At 68.6% G+C, this 25,532-nt stretch carries 21 protein-coding genes; 15 read left to right on the top strand and 6 right to left on the bottom strand.

Translation table 11 applies throughout. The features are described 5' to 3' along the window. The 10 genes from AC1DU4_RS21700 to AC1DU4_RS21655 form a co-directional block, all read left to right on the top strand. Nucleotides 1-402, top strand: a 402-nt coding sequence (locus AC1DU4_RS21700) for an Mce/MlaD family protein (protein WP_477843340.1), incomplete at its 5' end; no start/stop codon positions are given. Continuing rightward, a complete protein-coding gene (locus tag AC1DU4_RS21695; protein ID WP_477843338.1) occupies nt 402-1,688 on the top strand; it encodes an MCE family protein in 1,287 nt (428 codons plus the stop codon). The genes AC1DU4_RS21700 and AC1DU4_RS21695, both read left to right, overlap by 1 nt. Nucleotides 1,689-1,720: 32 nt before the next feature. Continuing rightward, the gene (locus AC1DU4_RS21690; RefSeq protein WP_477843336.1) at nt 1,721-2,992 is read left to right on the top strand and encodes an MCE family protein; all 1,272 of its coding nucleotides are present in this window, start codon (nt 1,721-1,723) and stop codon (nt 2,990-2,992) included. Continuing rightward, nucleotides 2,989-4,236, top strand: coding sequence for an MCE family protein (locus AC1DU4_RS21685; RefSeq protein ID WP_477843334.1), 1,248 nt, complete (start codon nt 2,989-2,991; stop codon nt 4,234-4,236). The genes AC1DU4_RS21690 and AC1DU4_RS21685 overlap by 4 nt, the downstream gene beginning before the upstream one ends. A gap of 56 nt (nt 4,237-4,292) precedes the next feature. After that, nucleotides 4,293-4,892: a hypothetical protein gene (locus AC1DU4_RS21680; protein ID WP_477843333.1), complete on the top strand. Its 600-nt coding sequence runs from the start codon at nt 4,293-4,295 to the stop codon at nt 4,890-4,892. A gap of 75 nt (nt 4,893-4,967) precedes the next feature. Next, complete coding sequence (locus tag AC1DU4_RS21675) at nt 4,968-5,834, top strand: hypothetical protein (protein WP_477843331.1); 867 nt, start codon at nt 4,968-4,970, stop codon at nt 5,832-5,834. Between the two features lie 404 nt (nt 5,835-6,238). Next, nucleotides 6,239-9,739 carry a DNA-directed RNA polymerase subunit beta gene (gene rpoB / locus AC1DU4_RS21670; protein WP_477843329.1) on the top strand — a complete coding sequence of 1,167 codons (3,501 nt, stop codon included), beginning with the start codon at nt 6,239-6,241 and terminating at the stop codon, nt 9,737-9,739. 117 nt (nt 9,740-9,856) lie between these two features. Then, nucleotides 9,857-13,813, top strand: a complete 3,957-nt coding sequence (locus tag AC1DU4_RS21665) for a DNA-directed RNA polymerase subunit beta' (RefSeq protein WP_477843327.1) — start codon at nt 9,857-9,859, stop codon at nt 13,811-13,813. A gap of 188 nt (nt 13,814-14,001) precedes the next feature. Beyond that, entirely contained in the window at nt 14,002-14,205 is a 204-nt protein-coding gene (locus AC1DU4_RS21660; protein WP_072842720.1) for a hypothetical protein, read from the top strand. 126 nt (nt 14,206-14,331) lie between these two features. Further along, the gene (locus tag AC1DU4_RS21655) at nt 14,332-16,005 is read left to right on the top strand and encodes a 4Fe-4S binding protein (protein WP_477843325.1); all 1,674 of its coding nucleotides are present in this window, start codon (nt 14,332-14,334) and stop codon (nt 16,003-16,005) included. Here AC1DU4_RS21655 and AC1DU4_RS21650 read toward each other — a convergent pair. Continuing rightward, nucleotides 15,986-16,855, bottom strand: coding sequence for an acyl-[acyl-carrier-protein] thioesterase (locus AC1DU4_RS21650; protein ID WP_477843323.1), 870 nt, complete (start codon nt 16,853-16,855; stop codon nt 15,986-15,988). The genes AC1DU4_RS21655 and AC1DU4_RS21650 overlap by 20 nt on opposite strands. 201 nt (nt 16,856-17,056) lie before the next feature. On the opposite strand from AC1DU4_RS21650, the gene AC1DU4_RS21645 reads away from it, so the two are divergent. Then, complete coding sequence (locus AC1DU4_RS21645) at nt 17,057-18,022, top strand: NADPH:quinone oxidoreductase family protein (protein WP_477843321.1); 966 nt, start codon at nt 17,057-17,059, stop codon at nt 18,020-18,022. 36 nt (nt 18,023-18,058) lie between these two features. On the opposite strand, the gene AC1DU4_RS21640 is transcribed toward AC1DU4_RS21645, so the two are convergent. After that, nucleotides 18,059-18,565: a SixA phosphatase family protein gene (locus AC1DU4_RS21640; protein ID WP_477843319.1), complete on the bottom strand. Its 507-nt coding sequence runs from the start codon at nt 18,563-18,565 to the stop codon at nt 18,059-18,061. Between the two features lie 203 nt (nt 18,566-18,768). Between AC1DU4_RS21640 and AC1DU4_RS21635 the strand changes: the two genes are divergently transcribed. Both AC1DU4_RS21635 and AC1DU4_RS21630 read left to right on the top strand, forming a co-directional pair. Beyond that, nucleotides 18,769-19,185, top strand: coding sequence for a MarR family winged helix-turn-helix transcriptional regulator (locus AC1DU4_RS21635; protein WP_477843344.1), 417 nt, complete (start codon nt 18,769-18,771; stop codon nt 19,183-19,185). After that, complete coding sequence (locus tag AC1DU4_RS21630) at nt 19,182-20,717, top strand: DHA2 family efflux MFS transporter permease subunit (protein WP_477843317.1); 1,536 nt, start codon at nt 19,182-19,184, stop codon at nt 20,715-20,717. The genes AC1DU4_RS21635 and AC1DU4_RS21630 overlap by 4 nt, the downstream gene beginning before the upstream one ends. Before the next feature lie 76 nt (nt 20,718-20,793). On the opposite strand, the gene AC1DU4_RS21625 is transcribed toward AC1DU4_RS21630, so the two are convergent. Genes AC1DU4_RS21625 through AC1DU4_RS21615 form a run of 3 tightly spaced genes read right to left on the bottom strand, consistent with a single transcriptional unit; the run spans nt 20,794 to nt 22,598 of the window. Next, complete coding sequence (locus tag AC1DU4_RS21625) at nt 20,794-21,801, bottom strand: FAD-dependent oxidoreductase (protein ID WP_477843342.1); 1,008 nt, start codon at nt 21,799-21,801, stop codon at nt 20,794-20,796. Beyond that, entirely contained in the window at nt 21,729-21,941 is a 213-nt protein-coding gene (locus AC1DU4_RS21620) for a PLDc N-terminal domain-containing protein (protein WP_477843315.1), read from the bottom strand. The genes AC1DU4_RS21625 and AC1DU4_RS21620 overlap by 73 nt, the downstream gene beginning before the upstream one ends. A 21-nt stretch (nt 21,942-21,962) precedes the next feature. Then, nucleotides 21,963-22,598 carry a class I SAM-dependent methyltransferase gene (locus tag AC1DU4_RS21615; RefSeq protein WP_477843314.1) on the bottom strand — a complete coding sequence of 212 codons (636 nt, stop codon included), beginning with the start codon at nt 22,596-22,598 and terminating at the stop codon, nt 21,963-21,965. Between the two features lie 145 nt (nt 22,599-22,743). Between AC1DU4_RS21615 and AC1DU4_RS21610 the strand changes: the two genes are divergently transcribed. After that, a complete protein-coding gene (locus AC1DU4_RS21610; protein WP_477843312.1) occupies nt 22,744-23,985 on the top strand; it encodes an acyl-CoA dehydrogenase family protein in 1,242 nt (413 codons plus the stop codon). A gap of 79 nt (nt 23,986-24,064) precedes the next feature. On the opposite strand, the gene AC1DU4_RS21605 is transcribed toward AC1DU4_RS21610, so the two are convergent. Then, a complete protein-coding gene (locus tag AC1DU4_RS21605) occupies nt 24,065-24,517 on the bottom strand; it encodes an SRPBCC family protein (RefSeq protein ID WP_477843310.1) in 453 nt (150 codons plus the stop codon). Nucleotides 24,518-24,631: 114 nt separating this feature from the next. On the opposite strand from AC1DU4_RS21605, the gene AC1DU4_RS21600 reads away from it, so the two are divergent. Next, nucleotides 24,632-25,120, top strand: coding sequence for a DUF309 domain-containing protein (locus AC1DU4_RS21600; protein ID WP_477843308.1), 489 nt, complete (start codon nt 24,632-24,634; stop codon nt 25,118-25,120). The last annotated feature ends 412 nt before the right edge of the window (nt 25,121-25,532 follow it).

Raw genomic sequence — 25,532 nt, 5'->3', positions numbered from 1 at the left:
GCGCAGACCACCAAGGTGCTGGCCGACCGGAACGCCGAGTTCACCAGGCTGATCGGCAGCGCGGGACTGCTACTCGAGGAGCTCAACAGCCGCCAGCAGTCGATTCAGGCCCTGCTGGACGGCACCAAGCGACTCTCCGCGCAGTTGACCGGCCTGGTCAAGGACAACGAGGAGCAGATCGGCCCGGCCCTGGAGCAGTTGCGCGGGGTGGTGCAGATCCTGCAGGACAACAACGACAATCTCGACCGGTCGATCAAGCTGTACGCGCCGTTCACCCGCTTGTACGCGAACATCGTCGGCAACGGCCGATGGTTCGACCAGGTGGTCGTCAACCTGACACCGCCCGGCCTCCCGCTCATCCCGGGATACCGCGAGCCGTTGCGCACTCTGGGGGGTAACTGATGACCGGGGTGAGTTCGGGCAAGCGGCAGCAGTTCAGCCGGAACCAGGTCGTGGTCACGTCACTGGTGCTGGTCGGCGCGCTGATCCTCGGCTTCGGCGGGTGGTGGCTGCTCACCCGCGCCGGCACCACGAAGATCACCGCGTACTTCGACAAGTCCGTCGGCATCTACTCCGGCTCGGACGTGCGGGTGCTCGGTGTGAAGGTCGGGTCGGTCAGCTCGGTGGAGCCGCTCGGCGACCAGGTCCGGGTCGAGATGCGCGTCGACCGTGGTGTGGAGATCCCGGCCGAGGCCAAGGCCGCACAGGTGACGCCGTCGGTGGTCTCCGACCGGTACATCCAGCTGGCGCCCGCGTACACCGGTGGTGAGGTGATGGCGTCCGGCGCGACGATCCCACGCGAGCGCACCGCGACCCCCGTCGAGGTGGACCAGTTGTACGCGAGCATCGAGGGGCTGTCCGAGGCGCTCGGGCCGAACGGCGCGAACAAGGACGGTGCGCTCTCGAACCTGGTGGACACCGCCTCGAAGAACCTCGACGGCAACGGCGAGGCGCTCGGCGAGACGATCACCGAGCTGTCGAAGGCCACTGCCACCCTCAACTACTACCGCGGCGACCTGTTCGACACGGTGCGGAACCTGCAGACCTTCGTCAGCGCGCTGGCGGCGAACGACGCGCAGGTGCGCCAGTTCAACACCCAGCTCGCGGACCTCAGCGGCTTCCTCGCGGGGGAGCGGCAGAACCTCGGTGAGGCGCTCAACCAACTGTCGTTCGCGCTCGGCGACGTCGCGGCGTTCGTCCAGGACAACAAGGACCTGGTCGCGAGCAACGCGGAGGGCCTCGTCCAGGTGACCCAGACGCTGGCCGACAACCGTCAGGACCTGGTGGACGCGTTGACCACGCTGCCGTTGGCCCTGAGCAACGTCGTGAACTCGTACGACGCGGAGTCCGGCACCCTGGCCTCACGGGTCAACCTGCCCGAGACCCAGGACCCGTTCGGTGCCGTGTGCAAGCTGATGGACCTGGGCAAGCTGATGCCCGGTGACCCGAACTTCGACGCGCTGGGGCGGCAGATGCGCCCGCTCCTGGACAACTGCGCGGCGATCATGGGCCAGGTGACAGCGGGCGTGAAGACGCCGACGCTGAACCTGCCCTTCGGCATCCTCAGCGGCGAAAACCTGCAGCGGCCGTCGGCTCCCGGCACCCAACCCGGTGTCATCTCGCCGCGGTTGGGCAACTCGCAGGCCCCCGGCATCAGTGACCAGAACATTCCCCGAGGTGGGCAGTGATGCGGGGCAGCGCAGCGAAGAGGGGGTGGGCGGTGAAGCGCACTGTCGCGATCGGTTCCGGGGCCTGTGCGATCGCGTTGGTCGTCTCGGGCTGCGGTCAGGGCATCTACAGCGTGCCGCTGCCCGGTGGCGCCGACATCGGCAGCAACCCGATGCACCTGAACGTGGAGTTCGACGACGTGCTGGACCTGGTGCCGCAGTCCACCGTGAAGGTGGACGGCGTCCCGGTCGGCCGCGTCCAGGAGATCACCGTGCCGAACGACGGCTGGACCGCGACCGTGCGGACCGTGCTGGACTCCTCGGTGGACCTGCCCGCGAACGCGGTGGCCTCGGTGCAGCAGACCAGCCTGCTGGGTGAGAAGTTCATCGAGCTGAAGGCGCCGGCGGACAACCCGTCCGTCGCCCGGCTCGAGGACGGCGCGACGATCCCGGTGGATCGGACCCGGCACGCGACCGACATCGAGCAGGTGCTCGGTGCGCTGTCGCTGCTGCTCAACGGCGGCGGCGTCGCCCAACTCCAGCCGATCATCCACGAGCTGACCACGGCCCTGGACGGCCGGGAGGCCAAGGCGCGGGGCCTGCTCGAGCAGGCGAACACGCTGATCGACGGGCTGAACCAGCAGCGCGACGACATCACCCGGGCGCTCGACGGCCTCGACACCCTGAACGGTCGGGTGGTCGCGCAGACCGGTCAGATCGACAAGATCCTCGCGGAGATCCCGCCCGCCGTTCAGGTGCTGGCGGACCAGCAGCCGCAGTTCGTGCAGATGCTCGGCCAGCTGGACCGGCTGGGCACGGTCGGCACGGACGTGCTCACCCAGTCCAAGGACAACCTGATCGCCGACCTGCGCGCGCTGCGTCCCACCCTGCAGGCCCTCGCCGACTCCGGGGACGACCTGGTGACCGTGCTGCCGCTGATCCCGACCTTCCCGTTCCCGGACGGGGCGGAGAAGGTCATCCACGGCAACTCGCTGAATCTGTTCCTGTCGATCGACATGCGGTTGGGCCAGCAGTTCGAGGCCCTCGGTGTCGGGATGCCGGATCCGGTGTACATCGCGCCGAAGCCGGGCTACGGCGGCTACGTACCGACGGTCGATCCGTCGAACCCGTACTACAACGGGAACGGCCCGCGCCCCGGATGGCCGACGGTCTCGGTGCTGCCGCTGCCGCCGATCGTGCCCGCGCCGGCCCCGCCGCCGGGTGCGCCGGTCGCGCCGGGCACCGAACCGGTGGCCGGCAAGAAGGACGCGCCGCAGAACCCGTTGAGCGGGCTGCTCGAGAAGTTTGGGGTGGGTGGCCGATGAGATCGAAGTTGGTGCGCTTTCAGCTGGTGGCGTTCGTCCTCGTCGCGATCATCGGTCTGCTGTACGTCGGCGCCAAGTACGTGCGGTTGGACAACCTGCTCGGCTTCGGTCAGTACACGGTGAAGGCCGACTTCGCCGACTCCGGCGGAATCTTCACCAACGCCGAGGTCACCTACCGGGGAGTCCCGGTCGGCACAGTCGGCGACCTGCACCTGACCGACGACGGCGTGCTGGTGGACCTCGAGCTCAACGACGGCGCCCCGCAGGTGCCCTCCTCGGCGCGCGCGGTGGTGGCGAACCGTTCCGCGATCGGTGAGCAGTACGTGGACCTGCAGCCGAGCAGCGACCAGGGCCCGTTCCTCGAGGACGGATCGCTGATCGCCCGCCAGGACACCGCCGTCCCGGTACCGGTCGAGGACCTGCTCGCGAGCACCAACGCCCTGGTCCGGTCGGTGCCGTTGGACGCGCTGAACACGACGGTCACCGAGCTGGGCAAGGCGTTCGACGGCCGGGGCGACGACCTGCAGGTGCTGGTCGACTCCGTGAACTCGTTCACCGAGACGGGCCTGGAGAACCTGCCGCAGACGCTGCAACTGATCCGGGACAGCCGGACCGTGCTGGACACCCAGTCCGCGCAGTCCTCCTCGATCCGGCAGTTCAGCGCCGACGTGGACCTGATCTCGCAGCAGCTCCGGTCCAGCGACCCCGACATCCGGCGGCTGATCGAGACCGGCACCGCGGCCAGCACCGAGGTCGGCTCGCTGGTCGACATGGCGGGCCCCGCGCTCACCACGGACCTGACCAACCTGGCGCAGGTCTCGGCGGCACTCGGCCCGCGCACTCTGGCGCTGGACATCCTGCTCAAGTTCCTGCCCGGGCTCGCGGCTGGTGCCAGTACCGCCGCACCCGGCGACGGCACCCTGCACCAGGGCCTGCTGCTGGAGACGAACAACCCGCCGCCGTGCACCCAGGGTTACGAGGGCACCTACGAGATCCTGGCGCAGATGAAGCGGGACAACCCGAACTTCGACCCGACCCGGGACGAGTTCCCGTTGAACACGAAGGCCAACTGCACCACCCCGCTCGGTAGCGTGTCGGGTGTCCGCAGCGCCAACAGGATCGCGTACGCGGATCCGGCCGATCCCCAGCCGTGGGACAACAAGCCGAAGGTGGACCCCGACAAGCTCAACCTCAACCCGATTGCGACGCAGTTGGCGCCGCTGCTCGGCATCACGCCCAAGTAGTGGTCGTCGTCACAGGGCAGGGACCAGAAGTTACTAGGCAGTAGGGTAGAAGAGTGATGCGTAGCACGAAACTGCAGAAGCCCGCGTTGGCGGCGGTGAGTGTGCTCGCGCTCGTCGCCCTCGGGTTCGCGGTCTGGTTCGGTTACGGATGGGGCCGTGCCCTGTTCGTCGACCGGCCGGCCGCGGCCGCCCGGGACGACGCGCTGACGGGGGCTCGCCAGGCCGCGATCAACCTCAACACGGTGGACTCGGCGAACCTGGACGAGACCTTCGCGAACATGGCGTCGTCGATCACCGGCGACGAGCTGACCAACTCGCTCAACGACACCAAGGGCCAGATGGCCGACCAGGTGAAGCAGACCGGCGCGAAGAGTGAGGCGGCCGTCATCGACGCCGCGCTCACCGAGTTCAGTCGGGACGAGGGCACCGCCACCTCGCTGGTGGTGCTCTCGACCACCACGACGTGGCCGGACCGGCCGGCCAGCAAGGTCAAGGTCACCATGCGGCTGGGTATGACGGACGTCGACGGCGTCTGGAAGGCCGAGAAGGTCGAGAACGTCGGGGCGCCCATCGCCATGGATCCGGGCACGCCGCCCGCCGTGGCCCCCGAGGCGCCCGTGCCGGCCGCGCCCGACGCAAACTCCGGCGGCCAGTAGGCGCTCGAGCCCTCCCGTCGAAGATCTAGGCCGTCGAAGATCCAAGGAGTATCGAAAGTGCCGCCAACTCGTCGCATGAGCAACACGCCGCAGCCGCGCGGCCGCAGGCCCAAGGTGGCCGGGACCGGAAAGGCGCCCGGACGCCCGACCTCGCCGGTCGAGGACACGGCGGCGGTACCGGTCGAGAACACTGCGCCGGTGCAGGTCGAGGGTCCCGCCGCGGAGTCGGTCGCGGTGGCTGCGGCCAAGCCGGTCGCGACCCCCGAGGTTCCGGAGGTTCCCGAGAGCGAGCCGGTCGAGGCCGCCGCCGCGAAGCCTGTCGAGAACGCCACTCCGGCCCGGGCGGCGAGTTCGGACGTCGAGGTCGACGACGCCGACGGGGCCGACGACGCGGACGGCGACGGCGCCGAGGCGCCCGACGAGAGCGTGTCGGCGGGCGACGCGGACGCCGCGCGGGCGGGTTGGCGCCGTGTCGCAGTGGTGGGGGTGGTGGCGCTGGTGCTGGCGGGGTTCGCGATCGTCGCGGCCGTCAAGCCGGGCGCAGACGTCGCAAACCAGGCGTGGGTGGACACCGCCGCGACCTCGCGGGTGACCGCGGACGCCCGGCATGCCATCGAGACCCTCTACACCTACAAGTTCGACACCGTGGACCAGGACTTCGACAGCGCTCGCGCGGTCCTCGCCGACAACATGCGGACCGAGTTCGACAAGACCGCGCAGGTCACCCGCGACGCCGTCGTGCAGACGAAGACGGCGACATCGGCGCAGGTCAGCGACATCGGCGTCAAGATTCTCTCGGACGAGAACGCCGAGCTTGTCGGCAGCATGACCGTCAGTGCCACCAATGACGGTGCGGCGCAGGGAAGTGCGCAGGGGCCGCTGTCGGTGACCATGACGAAGGTCGACGGCACCTGGCTGCTCGCGGACATCCGCGACCGCTGAACGCGCCCGACGGCCTGCCTTGCGGGGCGGTTCCGCGATGAATCGCCGCGTCAAGCCTTGACGCGGAGGGGATCAGGCGTCAGTCTATTGGTCGAGACATGCGAGAGATCGCGGTTCGTGCAGGTTCGCGCCGGCGCAAATGGAGGCACCGGGCGCGCGAAGGTTGTGCGGACGACGCGCTCGGATGTTAGTTTCGATCCTTACGCCGGTTGTATTCTGGGCGTTCTTCGGGTACCTTTGGACGTTGCGCTGGCTGCCTCCTGTCCACCCTCTCGGCCGTACTGCTTGTGAAGCGTTTGCTTCCTGCATGGTTGTGGGCTTCGTTCGGGTTGTGACCAGCGAATTCGCCCCACAGAAGAAGCAGATACAGCGGCGGTCGCGACAGCACGAGCGGCCCGCGTGAGGTGCTGGAAGGACGCATCTTGGCAGTCTCTAGCCAGACCAAGGCAGGAATCCCCGGAGCCCCGAAGAGGGTCTCGTTCGCGAAAATTCGCGAACCTCTCGACGTTCCTGGGCTACTTGATCTACAGACGGATTCCTTTGAGTGGTTGATCGGTACGCCGGCCTCCCGTGCCCGGGCCGAGGCCCGCGGCGACGGCGGCACCACCGGCGGTCTGGAGGACATCCTCACTGAGCTGTCCCCGATCGAGGACTTCTCGGGTTCGATGTCCCTGTCCTTCTCCGACCCACGCTTCGACGAGGTCAAGGCCTCGACCGATGAGTGCAAAGACAAGGACATGACCTACGCGGCGCCGTTGTTCGTCACCGCGGAGTTCATCAACAACAACACCGGCGAGATCAAGAGCCAGACGGTCTTCATGGGTGACTTCCCGATGATGACCGACAAGGGCACCTTCATCATCAACGGCACCGAGCGCGTCGTCGTGTCGCAGCTGGTGCGTTCGCCCGGCGTCTACTTCGACCACAGCGTCGACAAGGGCACCGAGAAGGACCTGCACAGCGTCAAGGTCATCCCGGGCCGCGGCGCGTGGCTCGAGTTCGACGTCGACAAGCGCGACACCGTCGGTGTCCGCATCGACCGCAAGCGTCGCCAGCCGGTCACCGTCCTGCTCAAGGCCCTCGGTTGGACCACCGAGCAGATCACCGAGCGCTTCGGCTTCTCGGAGATCCTGATGGCCACCCTGGAGAAGGACAACACCGCCGGCTCCGACGAGGCGCTGCTCGACATCTACCGCAAGCTGCGCCCGGGCGAGCCGCCGACCAAGGAGTCCGCGCAGACCCTGCTGGAGAACCTGTTCTTCAAGGAGAAGCGCTACGACCTCGCCCGCGTGGGTCGTTACAAGATCAACAAGAAGCTGGGCCTGAACCACGGCCTGCCGATCACCGCGTCGACCCTCACCGAGGAAGACATCGTCGCGACGATCGAGTACCTGGTGCGCCTGCACGCCGGTGACACGTCGATGACCGCCCCCGGCGGCGTCGAGGTGCCCGTCGAGGTCGACGACATCGACCACTTCGGCAACCGTCGCCTGCGTACCGTCGGCGAGCTCATCCAGAACCAGATCCGGGTGGGCCTGTCCCGCATGGAGCGCGTGGTGCGCGAGCGGATGACGACCCAGGACGTCGAGGCGATCACGCCGCAGACCCTGATCAACATCCGTCCCGTCGTGGCCGCGATCAAGGAGTTCTTCGGAACCTCCCAGCTCTCGCAGTTCATGGACCAGAACAACCCGCTCTCGGGCCTGACCCACAAGCGTCGTCTGTCGGCGCTGGGCCCCGGTGGTCTGTCCCGTGAGCGTGCCGGCCTCGAGGTGCGAGACGTGCACCCGTCGCACTACGGCCGCATGTGCCCGATCGAGACCCCTGAGGGCCCGAACATCGGCCTGATCGGTTCGCTGTCGGTGTACGCACGGGTCAACCCGTTCGGCTTCATCGAGACCCCGTACCGCAAGGTCGTCGACGGCCAGGTCACCGACGAGGTGGACTACCTGACCGCCGACGAGGAGGACCGCCACGTCGTGGCGCAGGCCAACTCGCCGGTCGACAAGGACGGCTTCTTCACCGACGACCGCGTCACCGTCCGCCGTAAGGGCGGCGAGGTGGAGTTCGTCTCCTCGACGGACGTCGACTACATGGACGTCTCGCCGCGGCAGATGGTCTCCGTCGCGACCGCGATGATCCCGTTCCTCGAGCACGACGACGCCAACCGTGCCCTGATGGGCGCGAACATGCAGCGTCAGGCCGTGCCGCTGGTCCGTTCCGAGTCGCCGCTGGTCGGCACCGGCATGGAGCTGCGGGCCGCGGTCGACGCCGGCGACGTCGTCGTCACCGAGAAGACCGGTGTCATCGAGGAGGTCTCGGCCGACTACGTCACCGTGATGGCGGACGACGGCACCCGCCGGACCTACCAGATGCGCAAGTTCGCGCGCTCGAACCAGGGCACCTGCGCCAACCAGCGTCCGATCGTGGACGAGGGCGACCGCGTGGAGGCCGGACAGGTCCTCGCCGACGGCCCCTGCACCGAGAACGGTGAGATGGCGCTGGGCAAGAACCTGCTCGTCGCGATCATGCCGTGGGAGGGCCACAACTACGAGGACGCGATCATCCTGTCGCAGCGCCTCGTGGAGGAGGACGTCCTCACCTCGATCCACATCGAGGAGCACGAGATCGATGCCCGCGACACCAAGCTCGGTGCCGAGGAGATCACTCGCGACATCCCGAACGTCTCGGACGAGGTCCTCGCGGACCTCGACGAGCGCGGCATCATCCGGATCGGTGCCGAGGTTCGTGACGGCGACGTGCTGGTCGGAAAGGTCACGCCGAAGGGCGAGACCGAGCTGACCCCGGAGGAGCGCCTGCTGCGCGCGATCTTCGGCGAGAAGGCCCGCGAGGTCCGCGACACGTCGCTCAAGGTTCCGCACGGCGAGTCCGGCAAGGTCATCGGCATCCGCGTGTTCTCTCGCGACGACGACGACGACCTGCCCCCCGGCGTCAACGAGCTGGTCCGCGTGTACGTGGCGCAGAAGCGCAAGATCCAGGACGGCGACAAGCTCGCCGGCCGGCACGGCAACAAGGGCGTCATCGGCAAGATCCTCCCGCAGGAGGACATGCCGTTCCTGCCCGACGGCACCCCGGTCGACATCATCCTGAACACGCACGGTGTCCCGCGTCGTATGAACATCGGTCAGGTTCTGGAGACCCACCTCGGGTGGATCGGCAAGACCGGCTGGAACATCCAGATCGCGGCTGACGGCACCCGTCCGGACTGGGCCGCGACCCTGCCGGAAGAGATGCTCTCCGCCCCGGCCGACTCGAACATCGCCACCCCGGTGTTCGACGGTGCCAAGGAAGACGAGCTGACCGGTCTGCTGGGCGCGACCCTGCCGAACCGCGACGGCGAGCAGATGGTGGGCCCCGACGGAAAGGCCACCCTGTTCGACGGCCGCTCCGGCGAGCCGTTCCCGTACCCGGTCTCGGTCGGCTACATGTACATCATCAAGCTGCATCACCTGGTCGACGACAAGATCCACGCCCGTTCGACCGGTCCGTACTCGATGATCACCCAGCAGCCGCTCGGCGGTAAGGCCCAGTTCGGTGGCCAGCGCTTCGGTGAGATGGAGTGCTGGGCGATGCAGGCCTACGGCGCGGCATACACGCTGCAGGAACTGCTCACCATCAAGTCTGACGACGTGGTGGGTCGAGTCAAGGTGTACGAGGCCATCGTCAAGGGCGAGAACATCCCCGAGCCGGGCATCCCCGAGTCGTTCAAGGTGCTCCTCAAGGAGCTCCAGTCGCTCTGCCTCAACGTGGAGGTGCTGTCCTCGGACGGCGCGGCCATCGAGATGCGCGACGGCGACGACGAGGACCTGGAGCGGGCGGCGGCGAACCTGGGCATCAACCTGTCCAGGAACGAAGCCGCGACGGTCGACGACCTCGCGAACTAGGAGCCGACCCGGAGGAGGTGCACAGCAGCGGTCACGTACCGCGGTGCCCTCCTCCGGGGCCCGGCAGCGATAGCGACAACTAGCAGCGACAAACCCGAACAGGGGAAAGGAAGTTACGTGCTCGACGTCAACTTCTTCGATGAACTCCGCATCGGCCTGGCCACCGCTGAGGACATCCGTCAGTGGTCCTACGGCGAGGTCAAGAAGCCGGAGACCATCAACTACCGCACGCTCAAGCCCGAGAAGGACGGCCTCTTCTGCGAGAAGATCTTCGGCCCCACCCGGGACTGGGAGTGCTACTGCGGTAAGTACAAGCGCGTCCGTTTCAAGGGCATCATCTGTGAGCGCTGCGGCGTCGAGGTGACCCGTGCCAAGGTGCGCCGTGAGCGCATGGGCCACATCGAGCTCGCCGCTCCGGTGACCCACATCTGGTACTTCAAGGGCGTGCCGAGCCGTCTCGGCTACCTGCTGGACCTGGCGCCGAAGGATCTCGAGAAGATCATCTACTTCGCCGCCTACGTCATCGTCGCGGTCGACGAGGAGCTCCGCCACAACGAGCTGTCCACGCTCGAGGCGGAGATGGAGGTCGAGAAGAAGTCGGTCGCCGACCAGCGCGACGCCGACCTCGAGGCTCGTGCCCAGAAGCTCGAGGCGGACATCGCCGAGCTCGAGGCCGAGGGTGCCAAGTCCGACGTGCGCCGCAAGGTCAAGGACGGCGGCGAGCGCGAGATGCGTCAGCTCCGTGACCGTTCCCAGCGCGAGCTGGACCGTCTCGACGAGATCTGGTCGACCTTCACCAAGCTGAGCGTCAAGCAGCTCATCGTGGACGAGGGCCTGTACCGCGAGCTCGTCGACCGTTACGGCGAGTACTTCACCGGTGCGATGGGCGCGGAGTCCATCCAGATCCTCATGCGCAACTTCGACATCCACGCCGAGGCGGAGATCCTCCGGGAGACCATCCGCAGCGGCAAGGGCCAGAAGAAGCTGCGTGCGCTCAAGCGGCTCAAGGTCGTCGCGGCATTCCAGATGTCCGGCAACTCGCCGATGGGCATGGTCCTCGACGCCGTGCCGGTGATCCCGCCGGAGCTGCGTCCGATGGTTCAGCTCGACGGTGGCCGTTTCGCCACCTCCGACCTGAACGACCTGTACCGCCGCGTGATCAACCGCAACAACCGCCTCAAGCGACTGATCGACCTCGGTGCCCCCGAGATCATCGTCAACAACGAGAAGCGGATGCTGCAGGAGTCCGTGGACGCCCTGTTCGACAACGGCCGTCGTGGCCGGCCGGTCACCGGTCCGGGCAACCGTCCGCTGAAGTCCCTGAGCGACCTGCTCAAGGGCAAGCAGGGTCGATTCCGTCAGAACCTCCTCGGCAAGCGAGTCGACTACTCGGGCCGTTCGGTCATCGTCGTCGGCCCGCAGCTCAAGCTGCACCAGTGCGGTCTGCCGAAGCTGATGGCGCTCGAGCTGTTCAAGCCGTTCGTGATGAAGCGCCTGGTCGATCTCAACCACGCGCAGAACATCAAGTCGGCCAAGCGGATGGTCGAGCGTCAGCGCGCCCAGGTGTGGGACGTCCTCGAAGAGGTCATCGCCGAGCACCCCGTGCTGCTCAACCGTGCGCCCACCCTGCACCGCCTGGGCATCCAGGCCTTCGAGCCGCAGCTGGTCGAGGGCAAGGCCATTCAGCTCCACCCGCTGGTGTGTGAGGCCTTCAACGCCGACTTCGACGGTGACCAGATGGCAGTGCACCTGCCGCTGTCCGCCGAGGCGCAGGCCGAGGCCCGCATCCTGATGCTGTCCTCGAACAACATCCTGTCTCCCGCGTCGGGCCGCCCGCTGGCCATGCCGCGTCTGGACATGGTGACCGGGCTCTACCACCTGACCCGTCTGGACGAGGGTGTGGAGGGCGAGCTCGTCGAGGCCGGCACGGACCGCCCCGAGGTCGGCGCGTACTCCTCGCCCGCCGAGGCGCAGATGGCCGTCGATCGTGGCGCGCTCAAGGTGCAGGCGAAGATCAAGGTGCGCCTGACCCAGCAGCGTCCGCCGCGCGACCTCGAGGACCAGCTGTTCCCCGAGGGCTGGAACTACGGTGAGGGCTGGGTCGCCGAGACCACCCTCGGCCGGGTGCTCTTCAACGAGCTGCTCCCCGCGGACTACCCGTTCGTCAACGAGCAGATGCCGAAGAAGCGTCAGGCGACGATCATCAACGATCTCGCCGAGCGCTACCCGATGATCGTGGTCGCGCAGACCGTGGACAAGCTCAAGGACGCCGGTTTCTACTGGGCGACCCGTTCGGGCGTCACGGTGTCGATCTCCGACGTGCTCGTGCCGCCGAACAAGGCGGAGATCATGGACGCGTTCGAGGCGCAGGCCGACCAGATCGAGAAGAAGTACCAGCGCGGTGCCCTCAACCACACCGAGCGCAACAGCGCCCTGGTGAAGATCTGGTCCGAGGCCACCGACGAGGTCGGTAAGGCCATGGAGGCCCACTTCCCCGACGACAACCCGATCCCGATGATCGTGAAGTCCGGCGCCGCCGGCAACATGACTCAGGTTCGCTCGCTCGCCGGCATGAAGGGTCTGGTGACGAACCCGAAGGGTGAGTTCATCCCGCGGCCGATCAAGTCTTCCTTCAAGGAAGGCCTGACCGTTCTCGAGTACTTCATCAACACGCACGGTGCCCGTAAGGGTCTGGCCGACACCGCCCTGCGTACCGCCGACTCGGGTTACCTGACCCGTCGTCTGGTGGACGTCTCGCAGGACGTCATCGTTCGCGAGACCGACTGTGGCACCGAGCGCGGCATCGTCACCACCATCGCGGAGAAGCAGCCCGACGGCACGCTGATCCGGGACGCGCACGTGGAGACCAGCACCTACGCCCGCACGCTGGCCGCGGACGCGGTCGACGCCAACGGCACGGTCATCGTCGAGCGTGGACACGACCTGGGCGACCCGGCCATCGACGCGCTGCTGGCGGCCGGCATCACCGAGGTCAAGGTGCGCTCCGTGCTCACCTGCACCACCGGCACCGGCGTCTGCGCCACCTGCTACGGCCGCTCCATGGCGACCGGCAAGCTGGTGGACATCGGCGAGGCCGTGGGCATCGTCGCGGCCCAGTCCATCGGTGAGCCCGGTACCCAGCTGACCATGCGTACCTTCCACCAGGGTGGTGTCGCCGGAGACGACATCACCGGTGGTCTGCCGCGTGTCCAGGAGCTGTTCGAGGCCCGCGTGCCCAAGGGCAAGGCCCCGATCGCGGACGTCACCGGCCGGGTGCAGCTCGAGGACGGCGACCGCTTCTACAAGATCACCATCGTCCCGGACGACGGCGGCGAAGAGGTCGTGTACGACAAGCTCTCGAAGCGTCAGCGTCTGCGTGTGTTCAAGCACGAGGACGGCTCCGAGCGCCTGCTGGCCGACGGTGACCACGTCGAGGTCGGACAGCAGCTCATGGAGGGTGCAGCCGACCCGCACGAGGTGCTGCGCGTGATGGGCCCGCGCCAGGTGCAGATCCACCTGGTCAACGAGGTCCAGGAGGTGTACCGGAGCCAGGGTGTGTCGATCCACGACAAGCACATCGAGGTGATCGTGCGCCAGATGCTGCGTCGCGTGACGATCATCGACTCCGGCGCCACCGAGTTCCTGCCCGGTTCGCTCACCGAGCGGGCCGAGTTCGAGGCGTCCAACCGTCGCGTCGTCGCCGAGGGTGGTGAGCCCGCAGCCGGTCGTCCGGTGCTCATGGGTATCACCAAGGCCTCGCTGGCGACCGACTCGTGGCTGTCGGCGGCGTCCTTCCAGGAGACCACTCGCGTGCTGACCGATGCGGCGATCAACTGCCGCTCGGACAAGCTGATCGGTCTCAAGGAGAACGTGATCATCGGAAAGCTGATCCCGGCCGGAACCGGCATCAACCGGTACCGGAACATCCAGGTGCAGCCGACCGAGGAGGCGCGCGCCGCGGCGTACGCCGTGCCGTCCTACGACGACCAGTACTACAGCCCGGAAGGCTTCGGCACCGGGACTGGAGCTGCGGTCCCGCTGGACGACTACGGCTTCAGCAACGACTACCGCTAGTCGGGTAGTCGCGTCGGTACGACTACCGCTAGTCGGGTAGTCGCATCGGCAACGACTACCGCCAGGTAGCCGGATCCACCGGAACGGCCCCCACACCCTGCACTGGGTGTGGGGGCCGTTCCGCGTCTACCGTGGGGGACGAACCGGACACACAGCGCCGGCGCTGCAACACACCCCCGGAGGCGGAAATGGCTGGCAAGGGAATCGATCGGACTAAGGCACAGACAGCACTCGAGGTGGTCCGCGAGAGCCCGGCCATCACGGCGATCGTGGTGGCGCCCGCGGTCGTGGTGTTCGGTCTGCTGTGGTGGTTGACCGGGTTCGGCACGGCACTGCTGGTGACCGTGCTGCTCGGGGTGGTCGTGGTGGCGGGGAAGAAGTTCCTCGGCTGAGCCTCCCGGGACCCGTTTCCGGCCAGGTCGGGGGCGAGGAACGGGCAAACGGCCCATCCGCTGTGACGTGTACTGTACGGCCGCGTAATGTGAGCAGGAACATGTTCTAGTTTCGAGGAGGCCACAGTGGCGTTCGTGATCACCCAGCCGTGCTGCAACGATGCCAGCTGTACCGAGGTGTGCCCGGTGGACTGCATCCACCCGACGCCCGACGAGCGTGACTTCAAGTCCACGGAGATGCTCTACATCGACCCGGAGACCTGCATCGACTGCGGACTCTGCGTCGACGCCTGCCCGGTGGACGCGATCTTCCGCGACGACGACCTGCCGGAGGCGATGACCCGTTACTCGACGATCAACGCCGACTACTTCGCCGGCAACGAGCCCGAGTACGCGGATCCCGCGCCTGCGCTCAAGTTCCCGAAGACCGACCAGGACCCGTTCCGGGTGGCGATCGTCGGTTCGGGCCCCTCGGCCTTCTACGCGGCCGGGGAACTGCTGGCGTTCAAGCGGTCCGGCATCGAGGTCGACATGTTCGACCGGCTGCCCACCCCGTGGGGCCTCGTCCGCGCGGGCGTGGCACCCGACCACCCGGAGACGAAGTCCGTCACCGACGTGTTCGCGGAGGTCGCGCGGCGGCCCGGGTTCCGGCTGCACCTGAACGTCGAGGTGGGCAAGCACCTCACCCACGAGGACCTGCTCGCGCACCACCACGCCGTGATCTACGCGGTCGGCGCGCCCAGCGACCGGCACCTCGGCATCCCCGGGGAGGACCTGCCGGGCAGCCTCGCGGCCACCGAGTTCGTGGCCTGGTACAACGGCCACCCGGACTACGCGGATCGCACCTTCGACCTGTCCGGAACCCGCGCGGTGATCGTCGGCAACGGCAACGTCGCGCTCGACGTGGCACGACTGCTCGTCCTCGACCCGGACGTCCTCGACAAGACGGACATGGCCCCGCACGCCGTCGAGGCGCTTCGGCAGAGCTCGATCGAGGAGGTTGTGCTGCTCGGGCGCCGTGGCCCGGCGCAGGCGGCATTCACCAGCCCCGAACTGCTGGCCCTCGGCCAGCTGCCGGACGTGGACATCGTGGTCTCCGCCGCGGACCTCGAGCTCGACGACTCCAGCGCCGCGGAGGTCGACACGAGCCCGGCGAAGCGGCTCAAGATGACGCTCCTGCGCGAGTTCGCCGCGCGTCCGCTCGCCGGCCACCGGAAGCGGATCGTCCTGCGGTTCCTGACCTCGCCGGTGCAGGTGCAGGGCACCGACCACGTCACCGGCCTGCTGGTGGCGCGCAACGAGATGGTCGTCGGCGAGGACGGCGCGATGCGTGCCCGCGCCACCGAGCAGACCGAACTGCTCGAGACGGGCATGGTGCTGCGGTCCGTCGGGTACCGGGGAGTGCCCGTTGCGGGTCTGCCGTTCGACGAGGCCCGCGGCACCATCAGCAACGTCGGCGGACGGGTCACCGAACTCGACGGCGAACCGGTGCCCGGAACCTACACGGCCGGCTGGATCAAGCGTGGCCCGTCGGGTGTCATCGGCACCAACCGGCAGTGCGCGCACGACACCATTGCGCTCATCCTCGAGGACCTGGCGGCCGACCGGCTGGACCCGCCGAAGGGCGACCGGGAGGCGTTCGCGGCGCTGGTGGCCGAGCGTCAGCCCGACGCGGTCGACTGGACGGGCTGGAAGGCGATCGACGCACGCGAGCGCGAACTCGGCAAGGCCGCGGGCCGGTCCCGCGTCAAGCTCCTCGACCTCGACGAGATGGTTGCGCTCAGCCGCCCGAAGGGCTGACGCGGTCCGGGGTCCGTTCGTCAATGCGGCAGCGGTCGACGACCGCCACCCGGGCGACCGCCCGGACCTCGCCGTCAACCAGGAACCACAGGGTCATCGAGCCGGGTTCGTGGCGGGCCCGGATCCGCACGTTCTCACCCTCGGTGATCGGTGCCCGGTACTCGAGCACCGCTCGGTGCGGGCCGGCCAGCAGGTCGGCCCGTCCGGGCGTCGCGGCCCAGCCCTGCAGGTGCTGTTCGACGGCATGCCAGTAGGCCGCGTTGTTCACGTGGTCGAGCGGGTCGAGATCGGTCGAACGCAGGGGGAACGGGACGTCGGCGAGGGAGCCCGCAGACCGGCCACGGGCGTCGTCGTCCGGGGCCCGCTCGTCCAGCCAGGCGCGCCACCTGAGTCGGTGCTCGTCGGTGGTCCGGCCGAGGTGTTCGAGTCCGCGGTCGCTGATTCGTGCCGGCACACCGCTGTCGGGGTTGATGTTGATCCAGAACCCCTCGGTCTCGATCAGCGCGCCCTTGTCGCTGGTCACCCGGACCCTCATCGCGGACCACCGGGTGGACAGGCCCGCACACCAGCGCCGCAGGTGTACCCGGTCCGGCCAAGACGCGGGCCGGACCACGTCGATCACGGTACGTCGGACGATCCAGACCGGGTCGCTGTCGGCCAGTTCGCTGGCGTCGAGGTTGTCGGACCCCACGTCCTGCAGGTACCGGGAAACCCCGTCGAGCCGGAGCCGGTGGCCCGGGTCCACGTCGCCGGTGCGCACCGGCCAGGAAGCAGTGAAGCCGAGGCCGTCCGGGGGCGGCGGGGCGAGCGGCCGGTAGAGGTCCGATTCCGTTCTCGTGCTGATGTCCACGTCGGTGGTCCTTGCCGAGGGGGCGGGAGTGCGCACCCCACACGGTAGTCCCGGCTCGGGTCTCCCGCGGCGCGGCCGCGGGCTCGTTCCGGATTGCGGTCGGCTCCCGGCGGCTAGCGTCGGGGGAGACGCGTCGCCCGACCCGCCGCGCACCGGGTGGCCGGCGGGGAACAGTGACGGAACGAGAGATGGAGGTCAGTGGTGCAGGCAGTTGTGGTCACGGAGTTGACGGGTCCGGCGGGGATGGCGATGCAGGAGGTGCCGGACCCCGACGCCGACGGCAAGGTCCTGATCGACGTCCGGGCCTCCGGGGTGTGCTTCCCGGACCTGCTGATCAGCTACGGCAAGTACCAGTTGCGACCCGAGCCGCCGTTCGTGCCGGGCGCGGAGGTCGCGGGGGTGGTCGTGTCCGCACCCGCCGACAGCGGGCTCGCGCCGGGTGACCGGGTGCTCGCGATGTCGGACCTCGGCGGCTATGCCGAGCGGGTTGCGATCCCGGCCGCCCGGGTGATGCGCATTCCCGAGGGGCTCGACTTCGACGAGGCGGCCTCGCTGATCATCAACTACCAGACGATGGAGTTCGCCCTGGCCCGGCGGGCCGGGCTGGTGCCGGGGGAGACGGTGGTGGTGCTCGGCGCTGCCGGCGGTGTCGGTACCGCAGCGATCCAGTTGGCGAAGGCCCACGGGGCCCGGGTCATCGCGGTGGTTCGCCGGGCCGGCGCCGAGGAGTTCCTGCGCGAGCTCGGCGCGGACGAGGTGGTCGCGCTGGAGGAGGGCTGGGCCGCGCGCGTCAGTGAGCTCACCGAGAACGTCGGTGCCCAGGTCGTCGTCGATCCGGTCGGCGGCGACGCCTTCGACGACGCGGTGCGGGTGCTGGCGCCGGAGGGCCGGCTGGTGGTGATCGGGTTCGCCGGCGGCGGGATTCCGTCGGTGAAGGTCAACCGCGTGCTGTTCCGCAACATCAGCATCGTCGGCGCGGCCTGGGGTGAGTTCCTCCGCTCGCATCCGGAGGCGATGGCGCAGACGCACGAGGCGCTGACCAGGCTGGTCGCACAGGGCCTGCGCCCGCTGGTCAAGGCGCGGTACCCGCTGGCGGAGGCGCCCCGGGCGCTGGCCGACCTCGAGTCCGGGAAGGTACTCGGCAAGGCGGTACTGGTCCGGGACTGAGGTCCCTCCGGTCCCCGTACTCGCGGCCGGTCGGCCTCAGCGGGGGACGTGGAAGTTGACGAGGGTGGCGCCGGAGCGTGGCAGGTCGCACCAGGAGGCGGGGACCGTCAGCACGGCTATCGCCGACGTCGGGAACTTGTCGGCGATGCCCTCGGCCAGCGGGGACGCCGGGTCGAGGGCGACGGCCGCTCCGGGAACTCCCGGCTCGTGTCCCACGACGAGCAGGGTTCGCACCTCGTCCGCGGTGCGGGCGATCTCCCCGATCACCTCGGCGGGGGTGGCGCCGTAGATCTCGTCGGCCAGCCTGGTCGGCGCGCCGATCCGCGCGGCCGCGAGCGTGAGCCGGGCGCGGGTGGCGGTCGAGCAGAGCGTCGCGTCGACCGGCGGCTGGGTCCGCCGGATCCAGTCGCCGGCCATCCCGGCCTGACGTTCGCCGCGCGGGGCCAGGGGTCGTCGGTGGTCTGCGACCTCTGGCGGGTAGGCAGACTTGCCGTGTCTGAGCAGGATCAGCGTCCGGGGTGGGAGATGCGGACCGGGGGGCATGCTGCCGACCGTAGCCGCTCCGAGCGACGGCGAGGTGTACGGGAAAATTCCGTTGCACGGCGCGTCGTCGACGTGKTCGGATGGGCGGGTCGCGGTGACGGCACTCACATTGCTAGCAATTGAGCAATAGTTGCACGAACGCTAGTATCTCCCGAGTGACTGCCTCGCCCGACGATCTCTACCTCGCCCTGGACGAGTTCCTCATGCGACTGATGGGGATGGGCGAGGGCGAGGCGATGGACAACCTCGTCGCAATGGACCTGTCCTTCACCCAGGTGCGTGCGCTGTTCGTGCTCGCGCAGTGCGGTGCGCCGGTGGCAATCCACGAGGTGGCCGAGCGGTTGGGTCTTTCCGTCGCCGCGACCGGTCGCAGCGTCGACCAGTTGGTGAACCAGGGCCTGCTGGAGCGTCGGGAGGACCTTCGCGACCGGCGGATCAAGCGAATTTCGTTGTCGGAGGCCGGTCGTACCCTCGCGTCAGGACATCTCGAGACCAAACGCAACGAGCTGCGGGCCTTCGCCGCACGGTTGCCGGAGTCGGACCGCAACCAGCTGTTCGACTCGTTGAAATCCATTCTTGCGGGCGACACCCTGCGAGCCCACTGTCAGGAGAACAGATGACATCGCCGACACCCCCGGGAGCGCCAGCGGCGGTCCCGGACAAGCTCGACGGCGCGGTGCTGAAGGTTGCCAGCGTGGTGGTGCTCGGCGCCATCATGTCGATCCTCGACGTGACCGTCGTGTCTGTCGCGCTGCCGACGTTCATGAGCGAGTTCAACGCGACCTACGCCACGGTCGCCTGGACGATGACGGCCTACACGCTGGCCCTGGCGACGGTGATCCCGGTGACCGGCTGGGCCGCCGACCGTTTCGGCACCAAGCGCCTGTACATGACCGCGCTGGTGCTGTTCGTGGCCGGCTCGGTCCTGTGCAGCATGGCCTGGGACATCCAGTCGCTGATCGGCTTCCGGGTGCTGCAGGGTCTCGGCGGCGGCATGCTGATGCCGTTGGGCATGACGATCATGACCCGCGCCGCGGGACCGCAGCGCATCGGTCGCCTCATGGCCGTGCTGGGTATCCCGATGCTGCTCGGCCCGATCGCCGGCCCCATCCTCGGCGGCTGGCTGATCGAGGCGGCCAGCTGGCACTGGATCTTCCTGATCAACCTGCCGATCGGCATCATCGCGCTGTTCGCCGCCTTCAAGCTGCTGCCCTCAGACCAGCCGAGCCCGTCGGAGTCGTTCGACTTCCTCGGCATGCTGCTGCTCTCGCCGGGCCTGGCGCTGTTCCTGTTCGGCGTCTCGTCGATCCCGGAGACCCAGACCGTGGCGTCGTCCCGGGTGCTGGTCCCGGCCGTGATCGGTCTCGCGCTGGTGATCGGTTTCGTCTTCCACGCGCTTCGGGCGAAGCACCCGCTGATCGACCTGCGCCTGTTCCTGAACCGCAAGCTCACCATCGCCGTCGTGACCTCGACGCTGTTCGCGATCGCGTTCATGGGCGCCGGCCTGCTGTTCCCGAGCTACTTCCTGCAGGTGCGCGGTGAAAGCACCCTGGCGGCCGGACTGCTGCTCGCGCCGCAGGGCATCGGTGCAATGGTCACCATGCCGCTCGCCGGCTTCCTGGTCGACAAGATCGGTCCCGGCAAGATCGTGCTGACCGGCATCACGGTGATCTCGGTCGGCATGGGAGTGTTCACCCAGGTCGGGGCCGACACCCCCTACCCGCTGCTGCTCGGCGCGCTGTTCGTCATGGGCCTGGGCATGGGCTGCACGATGATGCCGATCATGACCGCGGCAATGCAGACGCTGACCGATCACACGGTGGCACGCGGTTCGACGCTGATGAACATCGTTCAGCAGGTCGCCGGGTCCGTCGGTACCGCGGTCATGTCCGTGGTGCTGACCAACCAGATGCTGTCCCGGCCGCTGGCCGGTCCGGCCACCGCGGCCCAGCACGATCCGTCGATCGCCGCGCAGATGCCGCCGGGCGCCGTCGAACAGGGCCTGGACCAGGCCGCGGACGCCTTCGGCAACACCTTCATGGTCGCGCTGGTGCTCATCCTGCTGACGCTGATTCCGGCGATGCTGCTGCCCCGGCGCAAGGCCGCCGCGCCGGACGGCGAGCAGACCGCCGCCCCGGCGATGATGCACTGACCGGGAACCACCGGATCCACGACGACGGCCCGCACCCACTTCGGGGGCGGGCCGTCGTCGTTCCCGGTTCCGCGGGTCACCCGGCGAGCCGGGCGACCTCCCGGGCGCAGCCCCACGACATGGTGACCCCGGCGCCGCCGTGGCCGTAACAGCAGATCACCGGTCGCTCACCCGGCAGCCACTCCAACCGCACCTCTGGTCGCGACGGCCGCAGCCCCACCGCCCGCGAGAGGATCGGCGCGTCTCTCAGCGCCGGGACCAGCGCGCGGGCGCGGGCCAGGATGGCGTGTTCGACGTCCGGGTCGACGCGGGTGTCGAACGCGCCGAGGTCGGCCGTGCCCCCGCAGACCACGTCCTCGAAACGCGGCACGACGTAGGTCATGCCGGCGGGGTTGTCGTCGTCGATCACCCAGTCGGTCAGGCCGGGGTTGGCCAACCGGACCACCTGCCCGCGCAGTGGGGCGAGGGTGTCGTCGCCGACGAGGGCGCCCGAGCGCAGTCCCGCCGCGACCACCACCAGATCGCCGTCGACTTCGTCGAGATCGGCGACCTCCGTCCTGCTCAGTCGCACGCCGGCGCTCACACACTGGGCAGTCAGCCAGCCGAGGTAGACGCCCATGTCGATGATCGGCACCGTGACGCGGGCGGCGCTGGTGACGCCGTCCGGCAGTTCGGCGGCGGGTACCTCGGCAAGGCCGGTCACGGCGGATGCCCACCACCTGTCGGGTTCTGTGCGTTCGAGTAGCCGCCCGGTGCGCATCGACACCCCGGCATCGGGGTTCGCGGCCAGGTCCGCGAAGACCTCGGCGCTCTCCGCGGACCAGCGCAGCACCGGCCCGGGCGGGGCGGCGGCGTACGGAAACCAGATGGCCGCGGCGACCGCGGAGGTGGTGCGCTCCGCGGGGTCCGCGGACAGCACCGTGACGAGGTGGCCCGCCCGGRCGAGTTCCAGCGCGCAGGTCAGGCCGATGACACCCCCACCGACTACCGTCGTGGTGCGTCCACCGCGGGTCACGACCGCCTGCGCCCGAGCGCGAAGTAGGCGATCGGCCCGACGAAGTTCACGAACGACGCGGCGGCCCAGGCCTTCCGCGAGCCCCGGATCTCGTCGGGGCCGCGCCGGCGGAGGTCGAGCAGGGCGGCGGCGGTCAGCGTCACCTGCACGACGCCGGCGACGATGACGGGCACGCGGTAGCGCGGGTCGAGAGTTTTCTTACGAGTCATGTCGTCATTGTCCGCCAAGAGTCATGCGGTGCGGGTGAGGTGGAACCAGCGGGGATTCGACCGGCGCACCATGGGCGGCATCCCGCTGGTGTCGGCGGGGTCGTCGGTGTCGAGTTGCCACTGGGCGAGGGTGCGCTCGACCTCCGCGCGGCTGACGCCGCGCGGCAGCGGCCCCCGCCGCCCCGGTCCGAACGCGAACATCAGCAGCGCCGCCCCGGGCTCCGTGATGCCGGTGATCTCGCTGGCGTAGTCGCGACGCTGTGCGGGAGTGAGCCCGTGGAAGCAGCCGACGTCGAGCACGAACCGGTAGCCCGAGCCGACCGAGTAGCCGAGGGCGGTGACGTCGCCGACGCGGAACTCGACGCTCACGTTCTCGGCGGCGGCCTTGCGCCGGGCCCGGTCGATCGCCAGCGGCACCGCGTCGATCGCGGTGACGTGCCAGCCGCGTCCGGCCATCTCGATGGAGTGGTCTCCGGTGCCACAACCCGCGTCCAGGGCCTTGCCCAGCGGGCCGCCCGCGCGCTCCTCGTGGTCGAGGTAGGTGGCCAGCTGGGCGCGCAGACCGGTGCCGGGGTGCTCCCAGGGGGTGACCCGGAGCCGGTAGGCCAGGGTGTAGCCGAGGTTGGTGATTCCGAGACTCGTGAACGAGAGGCTCATCGTCGCTCCTGGGGCGTCTTCGGTGCGAGGCTCGCTGACGCCGTGCTCCCAGTGTGCGCCGGTCGGGGCGGAATGCCACCCGGAATAGGAACGTGTTCTATATTTGCGAATATCCCGAAACCCGCCGATCTCTGGAGTTCACGACATGTACGAGTGGTCCGATACCGATCTGATGTTCCGCGACGCCCTGCGTGGGTTCATCGAGAAGGAGATCAAGCCGCACGTCGACAAGCTGGAGAGCGGCGAACTGCCCCCGTTCGACATCATCCGCAAGCTGTACTCGACCTTCGGCATCGACGAGATGGCCCGTGAGGGACTCGAGCGGGCATTTGCCAAGGAGGAGGCAAAGGAGCGCGGCGAGACCCTGTCCGAGTCGGGTGAGGGCTCCGGCGGTTTCAGCGGTGCCGGCAGCATGGGCGTCATCCTCAACAGCGAGATCGCCGGCGTGAGCCTCGGCCTGATCACGTCGATGGGTGTGAGCACCGGCCTCGCCGCGGGCACCCTCCGCAGCCGGGGCACCCTGGCGCAGAAGAAGCGCTGGCTGCCGGAACTGGTCACCATGGAGAAGGTGGGTGCATGGGCGATCACCGAGCCCGACTCCGGCTCGGATGCGTTCGGCGGCATGAAGTCCTACGTCCGTCGCGACGGTGACGACTACATCCTCAACGGCCAGAAGACCTTCATCACCAACGGTCCCTACGCCGACGTCACCATCGTCTACGCCAAGCTCGACGAGGGTGACGCGTCCGTCGACCGACGCGACCGCAAGGTTCTCGGCTTCATCCTCGACAAGGGGATGGAGGGCTTCACGCAGAGCCCGCCGTTCAAGAAGATGGGCATGAACTCCTCGCCCACCGGTGAGCTGTTCTTCGACAACGTCCGCATCAGCAAGGACCGACTGCTCGGCGAGACCGAGAACCCGGCCAAGGGCGACGGCAAGTCGAGCGCGAAGGAGTCGTTCGCGGCCGAGCGCATCGGCATCGCCTCGATCGCGCTCGGCATCATCAACGAGTGCCAGCGGCTGTCCATCGACTACGCCAAGACCCGCAAGCTGTGGGGCAAGGAGATCGGGCAGTTCCAGCTCATCCAGCTCAAGCTGGCCGAGATGGAGGTCGCCCGCCTCAACGTGCAGAACATGGTGTTCAACGCGGTCGAGCGCACCGCGGCCGGGAACAAGGTGACCCTGGCGGAGGCGTCGGCGATGAAGCTGTACTCCTCACGTGCGGCCACCGAGGTGGCGATGGAGGCCGTCCAGCTGTTCGGCGGCAACGGCTACATGGCCGAGTACAAGGTGGAGCAGCTCGCGCGTGACGCGAAGTCGCTGATGATCTACGCCGGCAGCAACGAGATCCAGGTGACGCACATCGCGAAGGGCCTGCTGGCCTGACCTGGCTCGGACCCGAGAACGCCGGGCCCACCTGTCGACGGCAGGTGGGGCCCGGCGTTCTTCGTCGCGGTGGCGGTCGTCAGGCGACGCTGCCGAGCTCCTCGGCCCGCGCCCGCAGCGTGGACTCGGTGTGCTTGATCGCGGTCCCCACGATGGGCTCGACGATCTTCGACAGGGCCTTGCCGATGATCCCGCCCGGCAGTGTGTAGTCGAAGTCGACCGTGAGTTCCGTGTGGCCGTCGGGGGTCGGCGCGAACCGCCAGGAGGAGCTGTTGCTGATGCCGTCGACCGACTCCAGGGTGATCAGGCGGTTCTCCTCCCACTGCGTGATCCGGACCTTCGAGTGCAGGGCCTTGGGGCCGAGCTGCATGGTGGCGTCGAAGGTGGCGCCGAGTCCCTGCGTCTGCGCCCCGATGGGCGTGAACCGGGTGACTCCGAACATCCAGGCGGGCACGTTGCGGTAGTCGTCGACGTAGGCGAAACCCGCCTCGACGGGCACCCGAGCAATCGCGGTGCGGTGGATCTTGCCCATTTCTCTCCTCGGTGTCCCGGCGACCTCCGTGCGCCGCCTCCACTCGACGGTAATGCGCCGGACCAGAGTCGGGTGAAGGTTAGGGTATGAATTGTCAACCGCTACAGTCGATTCATGGACGGTCGGGAGCGGGACGCGAGTGGACGGCCGCTGAACGCACGACCCCGTGACGGCCTGGGCCGGCTGTTGCCGCGGGGCACGACCGGGGTCCCGCGGGTCCCCGAGGGACTGGGGCTGACTCCGGTGGAGACCGTGGCGCGAGCTCAGGAGCTACTCGACGCCGGAATGCCGTTCCATGCGCACGAGGTGTTCGAGGAGGCGTGGAAGTCGGCGCCCGAGGCCGAGCGGGAGCTGTGGCAGGGACTGGCGCAGCTGGCGGTCGGGCTGACACATCTGCTGCGGGGGAATGCGGTGGGGGCGAGGTCGTTGCTCGAGCGCGGCGCGGGTCGGGTCCGTCCCTACGCGGCGGAGCCGCCGTACGGCCTCGATGTGGCCGGCCTGTTGGGGTGGGCATCCGGGCTGCTCGGTGAGCTCGACGGCGGGCCGGCCGCGCAGCGGATACCGAGGCTCACCGGTCCGGCGGGGAGCACGAGGCGGTCGTAGCCCCGAGGGCTACGACCGCCTCGAGCAGCTTGACGGGCCGGATTCTCAGTCGCGCGGAACCCGGCTGAGGATCACGGAAAAGTGCTGCCGATGTTGCCGGTGCTGCTCGAGGTGGGGGTGGAGGTGAATCCCGGGTACAGCAGGGTGATGAGGGCGGTCAGGTCCATGGTCGCTCCTAGGTGCTTGTGTCTTGACTGGGGTACCCGCGAATGCGGCGCCGTCAATTTCTATCGCATTTGCCGCCTGCCGGCGGCGTTTTCGGGTGCCTGCCTGCCGGTCGAGACTGATGCGAATGACGCTGCGACATAAGGGAAAAAGGAACCTGCTGGATCGGAGGTCCGACTGGGTCCGGCGAGATGCGGGAATTTCCGGAATACCCGGATGTTCCGGAAAGCACTGTGGGGGTCACCGA

This window comes from Rhodococcus sp. P4_F5, from assembly GCF_056401315.1.
The sequence above is the reverse complement of the archived record's forward strand: the minus strand, read 5'-3'. Positions and strand labels throughout refer to the sequence as shown.

What these genes read in the sequence shown, in the direction of transcription:
- AC1DU4_RS21605 (WP_477843310.1), bottom strand. Translation starts at nt 24,517, where the DNA reads ATGGGCAAGATCCACCGCACCGCGATTGCTCGGGTGCCCGTCGAGGCG.
- AC1DU4_RS21695 (WP_477843338.1), top strand. Translation starts at nt 402, where the DNA reads ATGACCGGGGTGAGTTCGGGCAAGCGGCAGCAGTTCAGCCGGAACCAG.
- AC1DU4_RS21600 (WP_477843308.1), top strand. Translation starts at nt 24,632, where the DNA reads ATGGACGGTCGGGAGCGGGACGCGAGTGGACGGCCGCTGAACGCACGA.
- AC1DU4_RS21640 (WP_477843319.1), bottom strand. Translation starts at nt 18,565, where the DNA reads ATGCCCCCCGGTCCGCATCTCCCACCCCGGACGCTGATCCTGCTCAGA.
- AC1DU4_RS21630 (WP_477843317.1), top strand. Translation starts at nt 19,182, where the DNA reads ATGACATCGCCGACACCCCCGGGAGCGCCAGCGGCGGTCCCGGACAAG.
- AC1DU4_RS21635 (WP_477843344.1), top strand. Translation starts at nt 18,769, where the DNA reads ATGCGACTGATGGGGATGGGCGAGGGCGAGGCGATGGACAACCTCGTC.
- AC1DU4_RS21610 (WP_477843312.1), top strand. Translation starts at nt 22,744, where the DNA reads ATGTACGAGTGGTCCGATACCGATCTGATGTTCCGCGACGCCCTGCGT.
- AC1DU4_RS21675 (WP_477843331.1), top strand. Translation starts at nt 4,968, where the DNA reads ATGAGCAACACGCCGCAGCCGCGCGGCCGCAGGCCCAAGGTGGCCGGG.
- AC1DU4_RS21680 (WP_477843333.1), top strand. Translation starts at nt 4,293, where the DNA reads ATGCGTAGCACGAAACTGCAGAAGCCCGCGTTGGCGGCGGTGAGTGTG.
- AC1DU4_RS21660 (WP_072842720.1), top strand. Translation starts at nt 14,002, where the DNA reads ATGGCTGGCAAGGGAATCGATCGGACTAAGGCACAGACAGCACTCGAG.
- AC1DU4_RS21615 (WP_477843314.1), bottom strand. Translation starts at nt 22,598, where the DNA reads ATGAGCCTCTCGTTCACGAGTCTCGGAATCACCAACCTCGGCTACACC.
- AC1DU4_RS21685 (WP_477843334.1), top strand. Translation starts at nt 2,989, where the DNA reads ATGAGATCGAAGTTGGTGCGCTTTCAGCTGGTGGCGTTCGTCCTCGTC.
- AC1DU4_RS21620 (WP_477843315.1), bottom strand. Translation starts at nt 21,941, where the DNA reads ATGACTCGTAAGAAAACTCTCGACCCGCGCTACCGCGTGCCCGTCATC.